Raw genomic sequence first — 14358 nt, forward strand, 5'->3', positions numbered from 1 at the left:
AAAACTTTTTATTAATTCATAAATAATATGCAGTACATTATTATTACATTCATTTTTTTCTTTGCGTTGCGACTCGTTTCGCTCTCGTATTCCATCCGTAACGAAAAACGTCTGCTGAAGAAAGGGGCGAAACAATACGGCAGGTTCAACTCCCTTCTGCTCACTCTGGCGCACATAGCCTATTACTTCGGGGCACTTTACGAGGCCTACGACAGCGGCACCGACTTCAATTCTGTCTCTGTTGCCGGTGTGGGCGTTATGGCGTTTGCCTACGCTATGCTCTTCTATGTCATCTATAAATTGCGAGACGTCTGGACGGTAAAGCTCTATATTCTGCCCGAACACCGTATTGAGCGGAGCTTTCTCTTCCGCACGGTGCGCCATCCCAACTATTTTCTGAACATCATTCCCGAACTCGTGGGCGTGGCTCTGCTCTGCAATGCGTGGCTTACGTTCTCCGTAGGTTTCCCTCTTTACTTGACTTTGCTTGTAGTGCGCATCAATCAGGAGGACAAAGCTATGGAGGATCTCTGGGATGCCGAGGACTGATGTTGCAGACTGATAAGTGTGTGGCTTATCCTGAACCGATATGTCGATTTGCAACTGACCGATAATTGCCGTCCATTCTTCGCACAAATGCGCTGCATTCTTGCGAAGAATGGACGGCAATCTTCGCAAGAATGCAAACAGATATTTTGATGGCTGATTATCAATGGTTTACGATTTGCTATCCGTTGGTTGTTTCTCTTGTTTCTTATCGCCTTATAAACTTGTTCCCCGCTCACTTGTTTCCTTGTCCCTCGTTTCCTCGTCTCCTTGTTCCCTTGTCCCCCTCTTTATCTCTTTTCCTCGTTCACTTGTCCCCTTGTTTCCTCGTCTCCTTATTCTTTTCTATTCAAAAAAGAAAGGGACGAGACTTAAAGTCTCATCCCTTTCAGTATTTCGTTCATTTTCTGTTTCGTCTCGATGCGTGTCGGAACAAGTGGGAGTCGGAGAATATTCTCTATCATTCCCATATCGTTGAGCAGAGCCTTGCAGCCCGCGGGATTGCCGTCTACGAAGAGCAGCTTGTAGAGTTCTGTGAATTGGTGGTGAATTTTCCGCGCAGCTTCAAATTCTCCGTTGAACTCGAGGCGAATCATTCGCGAAAACTCCTTCGGAAGTGCATTGCCGATTACCGAAATCACGCCCACGGCACCACTTACAATCATTGGGAACGTTAGTGCGTCGTCGCCGCTGATTACCTCAAAGTGCTTCGGCTTGTTCTTCATAATCTCGTCCACCTGCTCCAAATCGCCCGATGCTTCCTTTATTCCCACGACGTTTGGAAACTCGGAAGCGATGCGCACGGTGGTCTCTGCCTTCATATTGATGCCTGTTCGGCCGGGAACGTTGTAGAGAATCACAGGCACCGGCGACACCTGTGCAATGGCCTTGAAGTGCTGATACAAGCCTTCTTGGCTCGGTTTGTTGTAGTAGGGGCAGATGCTCAGAATACCGTCTATGCCGTTCCAGTCGGCAGTCTTGATTTCTTTAATGACCTCTGCCGTGTAGTTTCCACCGCAGTATTTCAATATAGGCACTCTGCCTCTGACCGTCTTTTTAACGAAATTGGTAATTTCTGTCTTCTCTTCTGCCGACAAACAAGGGTTTTCGCCTGTTGTGGCGAGAATACAAAAGAAGTCGGCTCCGTTCTCAAGCTGATATTCTATCAGTCTTTCGAGAGCTTCATAGTCCACTTCTCCACTTGTCTTGAATGGAGTGATAAGTGCAACGCCCAGTCCGTGAAATACATTCTGCATAAATCTTCGCATTAAGGGGTCTGTGTCAGACCGATTTTTCGAGACCGACAGTTTCATTTCCATAAATAAAACAATGTCTGTCTATCTTGCAAAATTAAGAATAAAACGGCAATTACCAAAAAGTTTTAGCTTTTATCTTTAGATTTCTATGCAACAATTTTGCAATATCGCCGAGTCTTTCCTGTCTGTTCAGCCCAATTTCAGGGCTTTATATGGTTCTGGCTAAAGGGAAATCTCCTCGTCCGCTCGTCCGCTTTTAAGCTCCGTCTGTCCGTCGTACTTCACGTCCCATAGGAAGAGCGCATTGCCGGGCATACTCTCTCCGGCGTCGCATCGGGTGCCGTTGTCTACGATTGCCTTGAAATCTTCGAGCGAAATCTTGCCTCTGCCCACGTCGATGAGCGTTCCCACAACGGCGCGCACCATATTGCGGAGAAATCGGTTGGCTGTAATCACGAAACACCATTCGCCCTCTCCGTCCTCACTGGCCGACACCTCATTGACCGTTTTGTACCATCGGGCTTCGGTTACGGTGCAGATTGTAGTCTTCGCGTCGGCACCAGCCTTGCAGAAACACTTGAAATCCTTTTCGCCCAGCAGATACCTTGCTGCGTTGTTCATCCTGTCGAAGTCCAGCTCATAGGACATCGGACAGGAATACTGGCGCAGAAAGGGGTTCTTTGTCTGATGGATGTAGTAATGGTAGGTTCTGGATGCAGCCGAAAACCTCGAATGCAAATCCTCCGGAACGGCAGCGATTCCGCTTACTGAAACGTCGCGCGGCAGCAGTCGGTTCAGTTTGTACTTGAGCTGAGCGGCATCAAAGGTTGCCTCCGTGTCGAAATGTGCAACCATCTTTCGTGCGTGAACCCCTGCGTCAGTGCGTCCTGCGCCGGTAACGCTCGTGGTTTCGCGCAGCAGCGTGGACAGAGCTTTCTCCAAAACCTCCTGTACCGTAATGCCGTTGGGCTGGTATTGCCAGCCGTGATAGGCCGTTCCGTCGTATGAAAATGTGATAAAGTATCTTTGCATAACCGATGCAAAGTTAAGCAAAATAAATGATTTGCAAGCAATAAACAGACGCAGATAACGCTGATTGTCTTCATCAATTATGGGATTAGCGTAATCTGCGTGAGCCTTATAACATCGTGTGAACGACAGAGAGCGTGTAGCCCAAGCCATTCACACGAAAGGTGTAGGGGAGTATTAGAGGTCGTAGTCGAATACGAACTGCTTTTCAGACTTCAGGCTGTTGCCCACGAGGCAGCTGCGGAGGGTAGCCGACTCAAGACGCTTGCGCAGATTCTCGGGAATGGCAGCTGAAACGTGGAATCGGATGACGATGGAAGCCAGACTGTAAGTGTCCTTGTCTACCTCCATTCCTTCCACTTCTGCCCAGAATCCTTCGGCACTTATCTCGTGTCCTGTTGCCCAGATGGCAGCCGTGGTGAGTGCGCAGGCTGTGAGAGCCTCTGCAAGGAAGTCTGCCGGTGATGGAAACTCGCCCAGTCCTTTATATTCTTTTGGTGCATCCGTGTGCGTTACGCTGCCGTTTCCGGCGTAAGTAAGGGCAATGCGGTAGTTGCCCTCGTGTTTTGCTGTAATCATTGTGTAATGTTTTTGTGAGTTGAACAATAAATATATGTAGCCGTGTTCAGAACAAAGTTCGGGAGGAAGTTTGTTTTTTTCCTGTTTGTTGCTGATCGGTAAAAGCAATCTTCTATCCCGGCTTTGTTATCTGAATGTGCTGAGAGGCGATTCTCTGTGGAATGCTCTCACGGCTTACAATGCAAAAATACTGTTTTTCCGCCATATTTCGTTGCGTTTAATATTTTTTATATCACTGATCATTCTTCGCAAGATGGGAGATGGGAGATGGGAGATGGGAAATGTGAGATGGGAAATGTGAGATGGAGGATGGGAGATGGAGGATGGGAGATGGAGGATGGAAGATATTATGAATATCATTTGTTTTCGTCGCTTATCATCGAAAAAATGTGAAGTTCGTCGGTTTCTATCATCGAAAAAGTGTGGTTTTTGTTGGTTTTTATCGTCGAAAAAGTGTATATTTGCAAACGTTACCAATAAAAAAACACTTACTTATGAAAAAACGCAATGTAATAGTTCTGCTCCTCTGTCTTTTGGGAATGGGAGCGAATGCGCAGAAAGTGCTTGTGAATAGTGTTACCGAGGAGCCGATTGCGGGTGCTTTGGTTCTGAACGAGGACGGACGTCTGCTGGGAGTAACGAAGGCCGACGGCACATTGAGCGATGAAATGACGGCGGCGGGGAAGATAGACGTGGTGCACTTTGCCTATGCACCTGTGGAATTTCAGCTGAACGGCACCGGAGCCGAGCGTCTGGCAATGACGCCGAATGTGAATCGCACGGCCGTTACGGGGACAGACAAGCGCGGTGCAAAGTACGTCTGGATCAGAGGATGGCAGCGCAACTATCAGTTCGAGAACAAACGGCTGACTTTCATCACAGAAGGAATCGTGGAGTATCTGATATCGCTCGACGGGAAAAAGATGATGGGGTATAGAACGGAGGGAATGCAAGGACTGATGGCAAAGGGGATGTCTCCGGACTATGACGTAACGAGGATTCAGCTCTCCTCTTACCGACCTTTCATTGTGAAGAACAAAAGGGTAGTGGCGCAGAACGGCAATGCCGGAACTTGGCAGCTGATGAAAGATGGAAAGCCGTTCGGAACGCAGCGCGATAGGATAGCCGAGAACTATTGTGTGGTGGAAATTCCCGATATGATAGTAGACGACCCCTACAAGTTTAATTTCTTGGGGGCAAAATTCAAGTTTGAATACATCAGCATCGGACAGATCCTGACACCCTACCGTGCAGACGCAAAATATACGATGGCCGACTTGTCGGTGAGCCACGCATTTTACTCCGTTGATACACGGTCGAGCAAGAAGGACACACACTACGATTATGTAGAGGATTTCTATGCCGTGGAAGCAGAATTGCTGACGGAGAGGGAGACAATGGCTGCGCTCAAGCGGGGAGACAGCCCTGAAAGCGTGCCGCTTCCCGCCAATGTGCCAGCATTGAGCAAGGCACTGGAAAAGGCAAAGGCAGGTTTCGTGGTTTCAGAATAGCCGGGACTATCGCCGATTCTCCCTGGTTATATCTGTATTGTCTGCGCCATTTGCGTGAGGTTTTTCTCGCAGATGGCGCAGATAATGCAGATTTTTTCATTTTATTTGCGTAATTTGCGTAATCTGCGTGCGCCTTATTTCTCGCAGATTTCTTGAATCACAGAATCGTTTTCTCTGCACAGAGGAGTAATTGCGAAAATTTTGATAGATAATTACATTTTCTTCGGTTGTCGTCTTATTCTGTATTCGGATGGTGTAACTCCCAAATGCTTGATACAATAACGGCTGAAATAGGATAGAGAAGAAAAATTCATTATATCTGCTATCTGGCTGAATGAGAGTTTCTCATCATCCAGATATCTTCGCAATATGGGAATAGTAACTCTGTCGATATAGGATGTAACGGTGTTTCCTGTGGTGCGCTTCACGGTGCTTGAGAGGTATTTCATCGACACGTTCAGCCGGTCGGCAAAATAAGATGCGTTGCGCTCTGTTCGTGTAATGCCGGTGGAAAGCAATTGCAGAAACTCCTTCACAATGTAATTGGCACGGTCGGTAGTGGCTGTGCTGCCATAGTGAATGGCGTGGAATTCAAAAATATCATACATCATCGTGAGACACATACTGGCAATGATTTCCTGATAAAAAAGGAAACTGTCATCGTTGATGCGACGGCGTAGATGATGGATATCATCAAGAAATTTTTGGGCGTTATCTGCTGACAAAGGCAGCACAGGATTCTGATAAAGACTCATACTGCCCCCTATGCTATAATTATTAGAGGGCAAGATGTTGTTCAGAAACTTATAGTCGGCAGCAAACATTTCTATGTGGAAATCGTCGGTAGCAGCAAGATTGCTTACCTCATCGGGGTGGGAGATTACGGCAAGACTGTTTTTCTGTAAGTGAAAACAGGATTCATTATACACAAAACCGCCTTCTCCGGCTGTGCAGATGATATGAGCGCAACAATCACTTAATTCGCTGCTGCACAACTGATAGAAGTCGGTTGTGAACATTAATTTAAAGTCTTTTTTGCTTGTCATACGGCAAAAATAAGTATTATTCAGCCAAATTGCAAGCGATTTGTGGAAAAAGTGAAAAGTCTGACGGAATAAATGATACAAGGCTATGCCGAAATCTTCCTATCTTTGCATCATCATAATTAAGCAAAGAGTGCTTATGAGCATCAAGTCAATCATCATCGCCATTGCCGCTATGTTTGTGGTAGTGGGCTGCAACGGGCAGAGCAAGCCCAATGTTAAACAACAAAAACAGGGAAAAATGAAGAAATCAATCGTTATTTTCTTTTCTCACGCAGGCGAGAACTATGCCGTGGGAGATATAAAAGTGGGCAACACGAAGATTGTAGCCGACTATGTCAGCGAGCTTACTGGTGCCGACCAATATGAAATCGTTACCCATAAATACGACGGTATGGCTTATACGCCGCTTACAAAGTTGGCAAAAGAGGAAACTCAAAATGGAGAATTGCCCCCCTACGAAGGCAAAGCACCCGACCTCGCACAGTATGATACTGTGTTCATCGGCGGGCCGATATGGTGGGGAACCTATCCACAGGTGATGTTCACGCTTTTTGGCGACATCAATCTCGACGGGAAAACCGTCATTCCTTTTACCACACACGAGGGCAGTGGGCTTGCATCGTGCGTGAGTGATGTAAAGGAACGTTATGGCGCAGCAAAACGGCATTGAGTCCATTCATTCTGAAACCGATACCAAAATAATGGCGTGGGGGCCATTGGGTGGAGAGGGAGCAGACGGAGTAGTGAAGAATCCGATATTGGAAGCTGTCGGCGCAAAATATGGCAAGACGGCAGCCCAAGTAGCTTTGCGCTGGCTCACACAACGGGGCATTGTTGCCCTTCCCAAGAGTACGCACGTGGAGCGAATGGAGCAAAACTTAAGTATCTTCGATTTCCATCTTGCCGATGAAGATATGGCACAGATTGCCGCCCTTAATCAGCAAGATGCCGGTTTCATCAACTTCAGCGACCCTGATTTCGTGAAATATCTCATTGAGAATTACGGATAAGATATGAAGAAGAATGTATTTGAACGGCTATGCGCAGGCGAACCTGTCAATATGTTTGAGCCGGATTATGCTGATGCTATCAATGAAATGAACCGCACGCGTATGGCTATATTCGATATCAATCAGTTGCGTCCCGACTATAAAAAAGTGCACGAAGCTTTCGACAGATTATTCAATGAGCCTATGGACGAAACTACGAATATTGCCACTCCCTGCCAGATTGACTTTGCTAATCAGGTAAAACTGGGTAAGAATGTGTTTATCAACCATTCGCTCTGTATGATGTCGGCAGGTGGCATAGAGATAGAGGATGGGGTGCAGATAGGTCCGCAAGCAACGATCGTAACCACCAATCACGATTTCCATAATCATAATACGCTCATCTGTGGCAAAGTAATCATCAGGAGAAATGTGTGGATTGGCTGTCGGGTAACCATTATGCCCGGTGTGACCATTGGCGAGAATGCTGTTGTTGCCGGCGGAGCTGTTGTAACCAAGGATGTTCCTCCAAACTGTGTAGCCGGTGGAGTTCCCGCAAAAGTAATCAAAACAATAGAATAGAAAATGAAAAAATCATTTTGAGTTTAATTACAATCTTATCAGTAGTAACAATGAACGCACAAAGTAATAAAACCATAGAACAGCGCATTGCCGAACTTGAAGACCGCATTGCCCTGAAGAATCTTGTAGACACCTTTTCTAACCTTTCCGATACGAAAGAAGCAGAACTGCAAGCACAGCTTTTCACGGAAGACGCAACGGTAAAGACTCTTATAGACGGACAGGTGGTGGTGGAATTAGAAGGCAGGAAACAGATAGCCGAGGTGTTCGGGAACTTTCTTGCCACGCAAGAAACGATCTATCATATCAATGGTCAGCAGACTGTAACCTTGAATGGCGATAGTGCCGCCGGTATCAGCTATTGTCAGGTTGCTATGATTGCCACGGTCGATGACAAGCGAATGATTACCCAACAAGGCGTGCGCTACAATGACGAATATCAGAAAATAAATGGTAGGTGGTATATAAAAAACCGAATATCCAACTTTATGTGGAGAGAAACCAGAGAATTGTCAAGTAAGTAGGCAGCCTATTGAAATTATAGAAAGTCTTTGCAATGCTGACAGGCATTCATCGAACTCTGTATTTTGAGTGCCGATACTGCTCTTTTCATTCTCTTCTACTTTTTAGATTCTAAGTGCGTATCTGCCCAATTTTTTCTTGTATAATTTATATTGATTTGTGCAATTTGCACAATCTGCGTGAGCTTTTTCTCTCGCAGATGGCGCAGATTTCGCTGATTTCCTTTTTATTGATTTGCGTAATCTGCGCAATCAGCGTGAGCTTTTCTCTCGCAGATTTCGCAGATAATGCAGATTCTTTTTCATTTTATTTGCGAGATTCACGCTATCTGCGAGAGAGGAATTTTGCGAGATTTGAAAAGAATATTTGTGAGATTATAGGGCGTGTTGGCGTACACACCGTTAAAATATACAAAACAAGAAAATAGGAAGTGGAATAGATTTATGACTGAAAAACAAGTGTATTTGAGTTTTTGTGTAATTTTGCACCATTTAAATATAGAGATAACTCTCGGTTAATATTTTTTTATGACAAGTAAACCACATTTTTAAAGAGTTATGCCACTAAAGACTGTATGTATGAGTTTGCTCGCTGCGTTTGCCGCAGTCGGAGAAGTAAAGGCACAGTCGGACATAACTTTCGATCCTTACACGCGTGAGCCACTGCCTGTCGGTGCGCCGGCGTGGATGAAGGAGATTTCGGATAACCCTTCGGGAGTGAACTATCTCAGGATGGACTCCCTTTTCAACGATTGGCTTGCCGCTGACATTGACGCACGGGTAAAGACACTTAAGAAGAAGCCCATCGTGAATTTCTATCGAAGATGGATGAAGGCCTACCGTCCATACGTGGGCGAAAAGGGCTATATCTACCTGCCTACGATGCAGGAACATATAGAGAAGCTGGAGCGGCAGAACCGTCGTTCGTCTATGCCCGCAACCCGGGCAGGCGGCGAAAACCGATGGAGGAACATCGGTCCGTTCACTACTGAGCATTACGAGAACAAGGGAAAGGACAATCAGGCTTGTGTGTACCGACTGACGGTGTACCCGAAGAACACCAGCATTGTGTATTGCGGCACGGAAACGGGCGTTATCTTCAAGACCACCGACAAGGGACTGCACTGGGAACCCTGCAATGCGCTGCACAATTTCGGCGGCTCTATCTTTGCCTTGCAGGTGGACCCGAACAATCCCGACGTGGTGTATGCAGGCGGCGGACAGAATCTGTGGAAATCAACGGACGGTGGCAAAAACTGGACGATGGTGCCCGGAATCGTAAACCGTGTGAACAGCATCCGTATTTCGCCGAAGGACTCGAAGAACGTTACGCTCACCACGGGCGACAGCCGCGGCAAGAACACGCAGATAAGCGGCTTCTACGTTTCAAACAACGGTGGCCAGAGCTTCCGGCACACCTTCGATGCCGTGTGTCAGGACCACGAACTGCAGCCCGGTAACCCACAGCGCATCTATATGCTGGCAAAACTGCAACACGATCTTATCTTCGATTTCCACCTGTCGGAAGACGGAGGACTGAATTTCAGGAAAATAGAAATGCCTGTCAAGGACATTTCCGCTGGCCGACTGGCTGTGAGCGATGCGCCGAAGGGCGAGAACTATGTGTACGCCCTCGTAAATTCAGACCCTTAGGGTTCGTCCAACGGACCGCAGGGAGGGCTGGGCAAGCCTTATATCCTGAAGAGTGTGGATGCCGGCAAGACATGGGTAGACCAGACGGTTCGCGAGGGTGGACGCCAGACCACGTTCTCCGGTTTCGCGGACGAGCCTACTGCCTATACACCGGGAGGCGGACAGGGTTATTTCGATATGATAGTGGGTGCCTCGGCAGAGAATCCCGAGCACGTCATCTTCGGTCTCTGCAATGCCTACCGTTCCACCGAGGGCGGCAAGGGACTGCACTTCAAGACGGCCATCGGCGGCTATGAACGCCGCGACTGGATGCACCCCGATATGCAGGACATCGTGGTGTGCGGCAAGGAAACGCGGATAAGCACCGACGGAGGCATCAAGTATTCCGATAATTTCTTTGAGACGCCCGGTCAGGACCGTAATTTCGGCATCTATGCCAGCGATTACCACGGATTCGGACAGGGATGGAACGACGACGTGATGGCTGGTGGAAGATGGCACAACGGAAATGCCGTGATGCGCGACAGCTATGGCGAGGGCAATTCGCTGCAGGTAGGCCGCGTGGAACAGGCCACGGGCTACGTGATGCTCAGCAATTCCAACAAGGTTTATTTCTCGGACGGAGGTATGGTAACAATTCCTGCCGACATCAAGGGCACGGTAAGCAAGGACTACAAGCCGTTCCAGTTCAAGAAACCGATGGAATCGGTAATGACCAATAAGGAAATGGGCTTCGACCCGCGCTATGCACAGCGCATTCTCATCAGTTCGGCAGACTATCAGGAACTGGGCAAACTCTTCATTTCTGAAGACGAAGGCTATTCGTTCAGAGAAATTTTCGATTCCGAAGGCGAGTTTGTCGTGGCTTATGAATACGCCCGTTCCAATCCGAATCACATCTACGTGGTTTGTCAGCGTGGTTTCTATCACTCCGTGGACAACGGCGAAAAGTGGGAATCCTTTGCGGGAAATCCTTTCGACCGCGGCGACTTGGCAGGAGGAGCAATCGCCGTAGATCCAAACGACGAGACCAAACTGTGGTACAGCAATCCTTTCTATGCAGACTGCGTGGCTTATACTACCGACTACGGCAAGACCTGGCACTATCCATTGCAGGGCAATATACTCTCCGACCGCAAGTTCAGTTGGATTGTCCCGACAGGAAACGAGGGCAACGGCGTATATTTCTGCACGAGCGGCGAATCGAGCATTTTCTATAAGGAAGACAATACAGAATGGATAGACTATTCGGCAGGCTTCCCTTCGGGAGCACGCATCACACGCCTTGTGCCGTTCTATAAGGAAGGAAAACTGCGTGCGGCCACGAATCAGGGCATTTGGGAAATCCCTCTCTATCGTGAGAAATTCAAGCCCGTGGCACAGCCGACAGCCCTCAATCTGGGCGACGGCGACATCAGCAAGACACCGAACAAGGAAATTCTCTTCGACAGTTATTCCATCGTTAATCAGGACGGCGCGAAGTGGGAATGGAGTTTCTCGCCCCAGCCGCAGAAGGTAACGGGCGAAAATACGCGCACCCCAAAAGTGATATTCGGTAAGAATGGTTCGTATGACGTAACGCTGACCGTAACCACGCCGCAGGGCAGCCACACGAGAACGATCCGCGAGACGATAAGAATCAATACTCCGACGGCCATCAGCCAGCCAGAGACACCCGAAGTTGCTACCGAGATACGCTACGATGGAGGTGTGCCCAAGCTCGTGTTGCAGACAGAGAAACTGAAGGAGAGGAAGACCTTTACGCTCCATAATGAAAAGGGAATGCTGCTCCGCAAGGTAGAGATTCCGGCCGGGGAGACATTGACCGAAATTTCACTGCAGGAGTGGAAGGAAGGCATCTACATCTATAAGCTCACTACGGAGCACAACAAGTATTTCGGCAAGTTCCTCAAGAAATAGCCGTTCGGCAATGCCTTTCATACCCCACGAGTGGGGTGCAGCGATACCCAACGAGTAGGATAAGTTTCTGCTCGTTGAGTTTAAAAGTACTTTTAAACATCCAATATTCATAACATTACCCGGTAATGGTGGGAATGGTGATTTTGAGGTTGCCCGGACAATATTGGGGGAAACAATAGTGATATACAACCAATCAAGCAGTTATATAAACATTTGGGGCAGCGGCAGTAGTATTTCGGTCTATCCAAATCAATTTGCCGCACTCGAAGTGAAAATATCGGTAGATAAGACTGGTACAGAAAGTTATTATAATTACGACTGGATAAAAGGAAAAATGTTAGTTTAATATAAAAATAAACGAATTATGAAACTAAAAGTAATGCAAAAAAGAGTTGAGGCAGACGTGAATGGTATTGTCATTATAAATGGCTTTGTCCACGTAGTTACCTATAAGGCAGATATTAGCGACCCAAAGAATGCCAAGGTGTTGTTTTTTCACGACCATGTAGCCAAATGTACCCATGATGACGTTGCCGATGAAAGTTGTGCGGCAGATTATGGACACAACGGCTCTACATTCACAGATGGGCATTGGAACTCAATCCCAGATATCGAAGAATAAACTGCAGCCTATAAAGGAGTACGCGATATCTATTTCGCCATCGAAAGCGGAGAGCTGATTTTGGAGTAAACCTCGTGGGGAAATAAAAAGCCCCCAGCCTGTTAAAAGTCGTCTCACTTACTATTTAACCAAAAACGCCGCAAGGACGCGACCGGGGGCAATATGCCATTCCGACCGTCCTTGCGGTTTTTAATTTTGGCTGCGCTATGCACAGTAATAAGTGAGACATTGCAAAGATACTAAATTTTATGAAGATGAAGATAATTGAGGTCTTGAAATTTAACAGAGAGCTAATAAAAAGGCTCAAAATAGCAGGAATACGTTTAGAAGATGAAGAATTTGTGGATTTATATACCGATTACACAGCATTGCTTGAACACGGCGAAAAGGTAACCTATATAGTTGCTGTCCTATCAGACAAGTATGCCGTGAGTGTGAGAAAGGTTTATCGACTTATTAAGCACTTTCAAAGCGACTGCAAGACTCTTGCAGTGTGATTTGGTTCAAAAGTTCTTTTGACTTACCGAATATGGCGAACTTTGCCGTACCAAATAAGTGCGACAATGAGAAAACAATACCTTTCGGCACCGCTTCCATTCCAGGGACAGAAGCGGATGTTTGCCAAGGAGTACATCAAGGTGCTCCGGCAGTTCCCTGACTGTACGACTTTCGTGGACTTGTTCGGCGGCAGCGGGCTGCTGTCCCATATCGCCAAGTGCCAGAAGCCCAACTCCACCGTTGTATATAATGATTTTGACGGCTATCGTAAACGGCTGGAAGCCTTACCCCAGACGAATGCCCTGCTTGCTGAACTGCGTGCAATAATGGACGTTCCGCGACATAAGGCCATTATGGGAGAGCAGCGTAAGCAGGTGCTGTCGTGTATCCGCAGGCATGAGCGAGAGTACGGATATGTTGACTACATCACACTGTCCTCATCCATTCTGTTTTCGATGAAGTATGCCACAGAGTATGCAGACTTGGAAAAGGAGACCTTATATAATAAGATAAAGGGGGTGGATTATCCACCTTGCGACGACTATCTCGATGGACTGACCATTACCTCCTGTGATTACAAGGAGGTGTTTGAACGTTACAAGGACGTGGCGAACGTGGTATTCCTCGTAGATCCGCCCTATCTGAGTACGGACAGCAAGACCTACAGAATGTACTGGAAACTGTCCGATTACCTCGATGTGCTGACAGTTCTCTCCGGCCACCGCTTCATCTACTTCACCTCGAACAAGTCCTCTATCATAGAGTTGTGTGACTGGATGGGCAGACACCCGAACCTCGGCGACCCGTTCAGGAACTGCCACCGCAGGGAGTTCAACGCCCACATGAATTACAGTTCGTCCTATACGGACATCATGCTTTATACGGATGCCGCTTGAATAACATTCTAATACCGTTTGAACGATGAATAAATACTATCAGATACTGGACAAAATTCTGGAACAAGGAAAGACCCAGACCAACAAGAAAGGCAATATCCGCTACTTGCTTAACGAGCAACTTTCATTGTCGCCGGCCGACCTGCTCGACATTTTCGAGAGCCACGGCATAGCCAGGAAGAAGTTGAGGAATGAACTACAACTCTTCATGAAGGGTGAGTGGCAGGTGGAGAGATACCGCGAGGCAGGTATCAACTGGTGGGACTATTGCGGGAGCGTACTCGTCAATAGTTATCCGACTTACTTTGAGAAACTGCCGCCTTTGTTAGCGAGGATAAACCGCGAGAAGCGCAACTCGAAGAATTATGTTCTGTTCCTCGGTAAGACAGGCGCAGAAAGCAATCAGGCTCCGTGCCTCAGCCTGGTACAATTCCAAATTGATGACGGAGAATTTGTTCTGTCGGCCTACCAGCGCAGCAGTGATGCAAACTTTGGACTACCGGCCGATATATACCACCTTTATCTTATGGCGCGACAGATAGACCTGCCACTGAAAAACATAACTCTGAATCTCGGAAACGTACACATATACGAGAATAATTTGGAGCGAACAAGGCTGCTGCTTGAAGGTGATGAGAGTATGAAGTTTGACTTGAATGTCTGAAATAGAATGATAAGAAACAAGAAACGCCCCAAGAAAATCTGAGGCG

General features: G+C 47.3%; 16 protein-coding genes. 12 read left to right on the forward strand and 4 right to left on the reverse strand.

Annotated features, from left to right (window positions below):
* Positions 1-27: 27 nt before the first annotated feature.
* Positions 28-549: an isoprenylcysteine carboxyl methyltransferase family protein gene (locus tag P150_RS0104335; protein WP_028896633.1), complete on the forward strand. Its 522-nt coding sequence runs from the start codon at positions 28-30 to the stop codon at positions 547-549.
* A 368-nt stretch (positions 550-917) separates the two neighbouring features.
* Here P150_RS0104335 and dapA read toward each other — a convergent pair whose 3' ends face one another.
* The 3 genes from dapA to P150_RS0104350 all read right to left on the reverse strand — a co-directional run bounded on the left by dapA (position 918) and on the right by P150_RS0104350 (position 3410).
* Positions 918-1802 carry a 4-hydroxy-tetrahydrodipicolinate synthase gene (gene dapA, locus P150_RS0104340; RefSeq protein ID WP_028896634.1) on the reverse strand — a complete coding sequence of 295 codons (885 nt, stop codon included), beginning with the start codon at positions 1800-1802 and terminating at the stop codon, positions 918-920.
* Between the two features lie 222 nt (positions 1803-2024).
* A complete protein-coding gene (truA, locus tag P150_RS15910) occupies positions 2025-2834 on the reverse strand; it encodes a tRNA pseudouridine(38-40) synthase TruA (protein ID WP_051617544.1) in 810 nt (269 codons plus the stop codon).
* A gap of 174 nt (positions 2835-3008) precedes the next feature.
* A complete protein-coding gene (locus P150_RS0104350; protein ID WP_028896635.1) occupies positions 3009-3410 on the reverse strand; it encodes an OsmC family protein in 402 nt (133 codons plus the stop codon).
* A gap of 494 nt (positions 3411-3904) precedes the next feature.
* On the opposite strand from P150_RS0104350, the gene P150_RS0104360 reads away from it, so the two are divergent.
* Positions 3905-4921 carry a hypothetical protein gene (locus P150_RS0104360; RefSeq protein WP_028896636.1) on the forward strand — a complete coding sequence of 339 codons (1017 nt, stop codon included), beginning with the start codon at positions 3905-3907 and terminating at the stop codon, positions 4919-4921.
* Between the two features lie 212 nt (positions 4922-5133).
* Here P150_RS0104360 and P150_RS0104365 read toward each other — a convergent pair whose 3' ends face one another.
* Positions 5134-5967: an AraC family transcriptional regulator gene (locus P150_RS0104365; protein ID WP_028896637.1), complete on the reverse strand. Its 834-nt coding sequence runs from the start codon at positions 5965-5967 to the stop codon at positions 5134-5136.
* A 136-nt stretch (positions 5968-6103) separates the two neighbouring features.
* Between P150_RS0104365 and P150_RS15915 the strand changes: the two genes are divergently transcribed.
* From P150_RS15915 to P150_RS0104415, 10 genes are all read left to right on the forward strand, one after another.
* The gene (locus P150_RS15915; RefSeq protein ID WP_051617545.1) at positions 6104-6637 is read left to right on the forward strand and encodes a flavodoxin; all 534 of its coding nucleotides are present in this window, start codon (positions 6104-6106) and stop codon (positions 6635-6637) included.
* Positions 6615-6977 carry an aldo/keto reductase gene (locus P150_RS15920; RefSeq protein WP_081819275.1) on the forward strand — a complete coding sequence of 121 codons (363 nt, stop codon included), beginning with the start codon at positions 6615-6617 and terminating at the stop codon, positions 6975-6977. Before P150_RS15915 ends, P150_RS15920 begins: the two co-directional genes overlap by 23 nt.
* Positions 6978-6980: 3 nt before the next feature.
* Entirely contained in the window at positions 6981-7538 is a 558-nt protein-coding gene (locus tag P150_RS18150; RefSeq protein ID WP_028896638.1) for a DapH/DapD/GlmU-related protein, read from the forward strand.
* 50 nt (positions 7539-7588) lie between these two features.
* Complete coding sequence (locus P150_RS0104385; protein ID WP_036932045.1) at positions 7589-8062, forward strand: nuclear transport factor 2 family protein; 474 nt, start codon at positions 7589-7591, stop codon at positions 8060-8062.
* Between the two features lie 555 nt (positions 8063-8617).
* Complete coding sequence (locus P150_RS16830; protein ID WP_155952924.1) at positions 8618-9712, forward strand: hypothetical protein; 1095 nt, start codon at positions 8618-8620, stop codon at positions 9710-9712.
* Positions 9713-9766: 54 nt separating this feature from the next.
* Positions 9767-11632 (forward strand): hypothetical protein, encoded by a 1866-nt coding sequence (locus P150_RS16835; protein ID WP_051617547.1) that lies wholly within the window; start codon positions 9767-9769, stop codon positions 11630-11632.
* 379 nt (positions 11633-12011) lie between these two features.
* Positions 12012-12254 (forward strand): hypothetical protein, encoded by a 243-nt coding sequence (locus P150_RS0104400; RefSeq protein ID WP_231477574.1) that lies wholly within the window; start codon positions 12012-12014, stop codon positions 12252-12254.
* Between the two features lie 254 nt (positions 12255-12508).
* Entirely contained in the window at positions 12509-12751 is a 243-nt protein-coding gene (locus tag P150_RS0104405; protein WP_028896642.1) for a hypothetical protein, read from the forward strand.
* A 66-nt stretch (positions 12752-12817) separates the two neighbouring features.
* Positions 12818-13648 carry a DNA adenine methylase gene (locus tag P150_RS0104410; RefSeq protein WP_028896643.1) on the forward strand — a complete coding sequence of 277 codons (831 nt, stop codon included), beginning with the start codon at positions 12818-12820 and terminating at the stop codon, positions 13646-13648.
* A 25-nt stretch (positions 13649-13673) separates the two neighbouring features.
* Positions 13674-14312 (forward strand): thymidylate synthase, encoded by a 639-nt coding sequence (locus P150_RS0104415; RefSeq protein WP_028896644.1) that lies wholly within the window; start codon positions 13674-13676, stop codon positions 14310-14312.
* The last annotated feature ends 46 nt before the right edge of the window (positions 14313-14358 follow it).

The organism is Prevotella sp. HUN102 (assembly GCF_000688375.1).
In the GTDB taxonomy this organism is placed as follows: domain Bacteria; phylum Bacteroidota; class Bacteroidia; order Bacteroidales; family Bacteroidaceae; genus Prevotella.

Excerpts from the sequence above, each read along its gene's own strand:
- P150_RS18150 (WP_028896638.1), top strand. The coding sequence starts at position 6,981 with ATGAAGAAGAATGTATTTGAACGGCTATGCGCAGGCGAACCTGTCAAT.
- P150_RS15915 (WP_051617545.1), top strand. The coding sequence starts at position 6,104 with ATGAGCATCAAGTCAATCATCATCGCCATTGCCGCTATGTTTGTGGTA.
- P150_RS0104410 (WP_028896643.1), top strand. The coding sequence starts at position 12,818 with ATGAGAAAACAATACCTTTCGGCACCGCTTCCATTCCAGGGACAGAAG.
- P150_RS0104385 (WP_036932045.1), top strand. The coding sequence starts at position 7,589 with ATGAACGCACAAAGTAATAAAACCATAGAACAGCGCATTGCCGAACTT.
- P150_RS0104405 (WP_028896642.1), top strand. The coding sequence starts at position 12,509 with ATGAAGATAATTGAGGTCTTGAAATTTAACAGAGAGCTAATAAAAAGG.
- P150_RS0104360 (WP_028896636.1), top strand. The coding sequence starts at position 3,905 with ATGAAAAAACGCAATGTAATAGTTCTGCTCCTCTGTCTTTTGGGAATG.
- P150_RS0104350 (WP_028896635.1), bottom strand. The coding sequence starts at position 3,410 with ATGATTACAGCAAAACACGAGGGCAACTACCGCATTGCCCTTACTTAC.
- P150_RS0104335 (WP_028896633.1), top strand. The coding sequence starts at position 28 with ATGCAGTACATTATTATTACATTCATTTTTTTCTTTGCGTTGCGACTC.
- P150_RS15920 (WP_081819275.1), top strand. The coding sequence starts at position 6,615 with ATGGCGCAGCAAAACGGCATTGAGTCCATTCATTCTGAAACCGATACC.
- dapA (WP_028896634.1), bottom strand. The coding sequence starts at position 1,802 with ATGCAGAATGTATTTCACGGACTGGGCGTTGCACTTATCACTCCATTC.
- P150_RS0104365 (WP_028896637.1), bottom strand. The coding sequence starts at position 5,967 with ATGACAAGCAAAAAAGACTTTAAATTAATGTTCACAACCGACTTCTAT.
- truA (WP_051617544.1), bottom strand. The coding sequence starts at position 2,834 with ATGCAAAGATACTTTATCACATTTTCATACGACGGAACGGCCTATCAC.
- P150_RS0104415 (WP_028896644.1), top strand. The coding sequence starts at position 13,674 with ATGAATAAATACTATCAGATACTGGACAAAATTCTGGAACAAGGAAAG.
- P150_RS16830 (WP_155952924.1), top strand. The coding sequence starts at position 8,618 with ATGCCACTAAAGACTGTATGTATGAGTTTGCTCGCTGCGTTTGCCGCA.
- P150_RS0104400 (WP_231477574.1), top strand. The coding sequence starts at position 12,012 with ATGCAAAAAAGAGTTGAGGCAGACGTGAATGGTATTGTCATTATAAAT.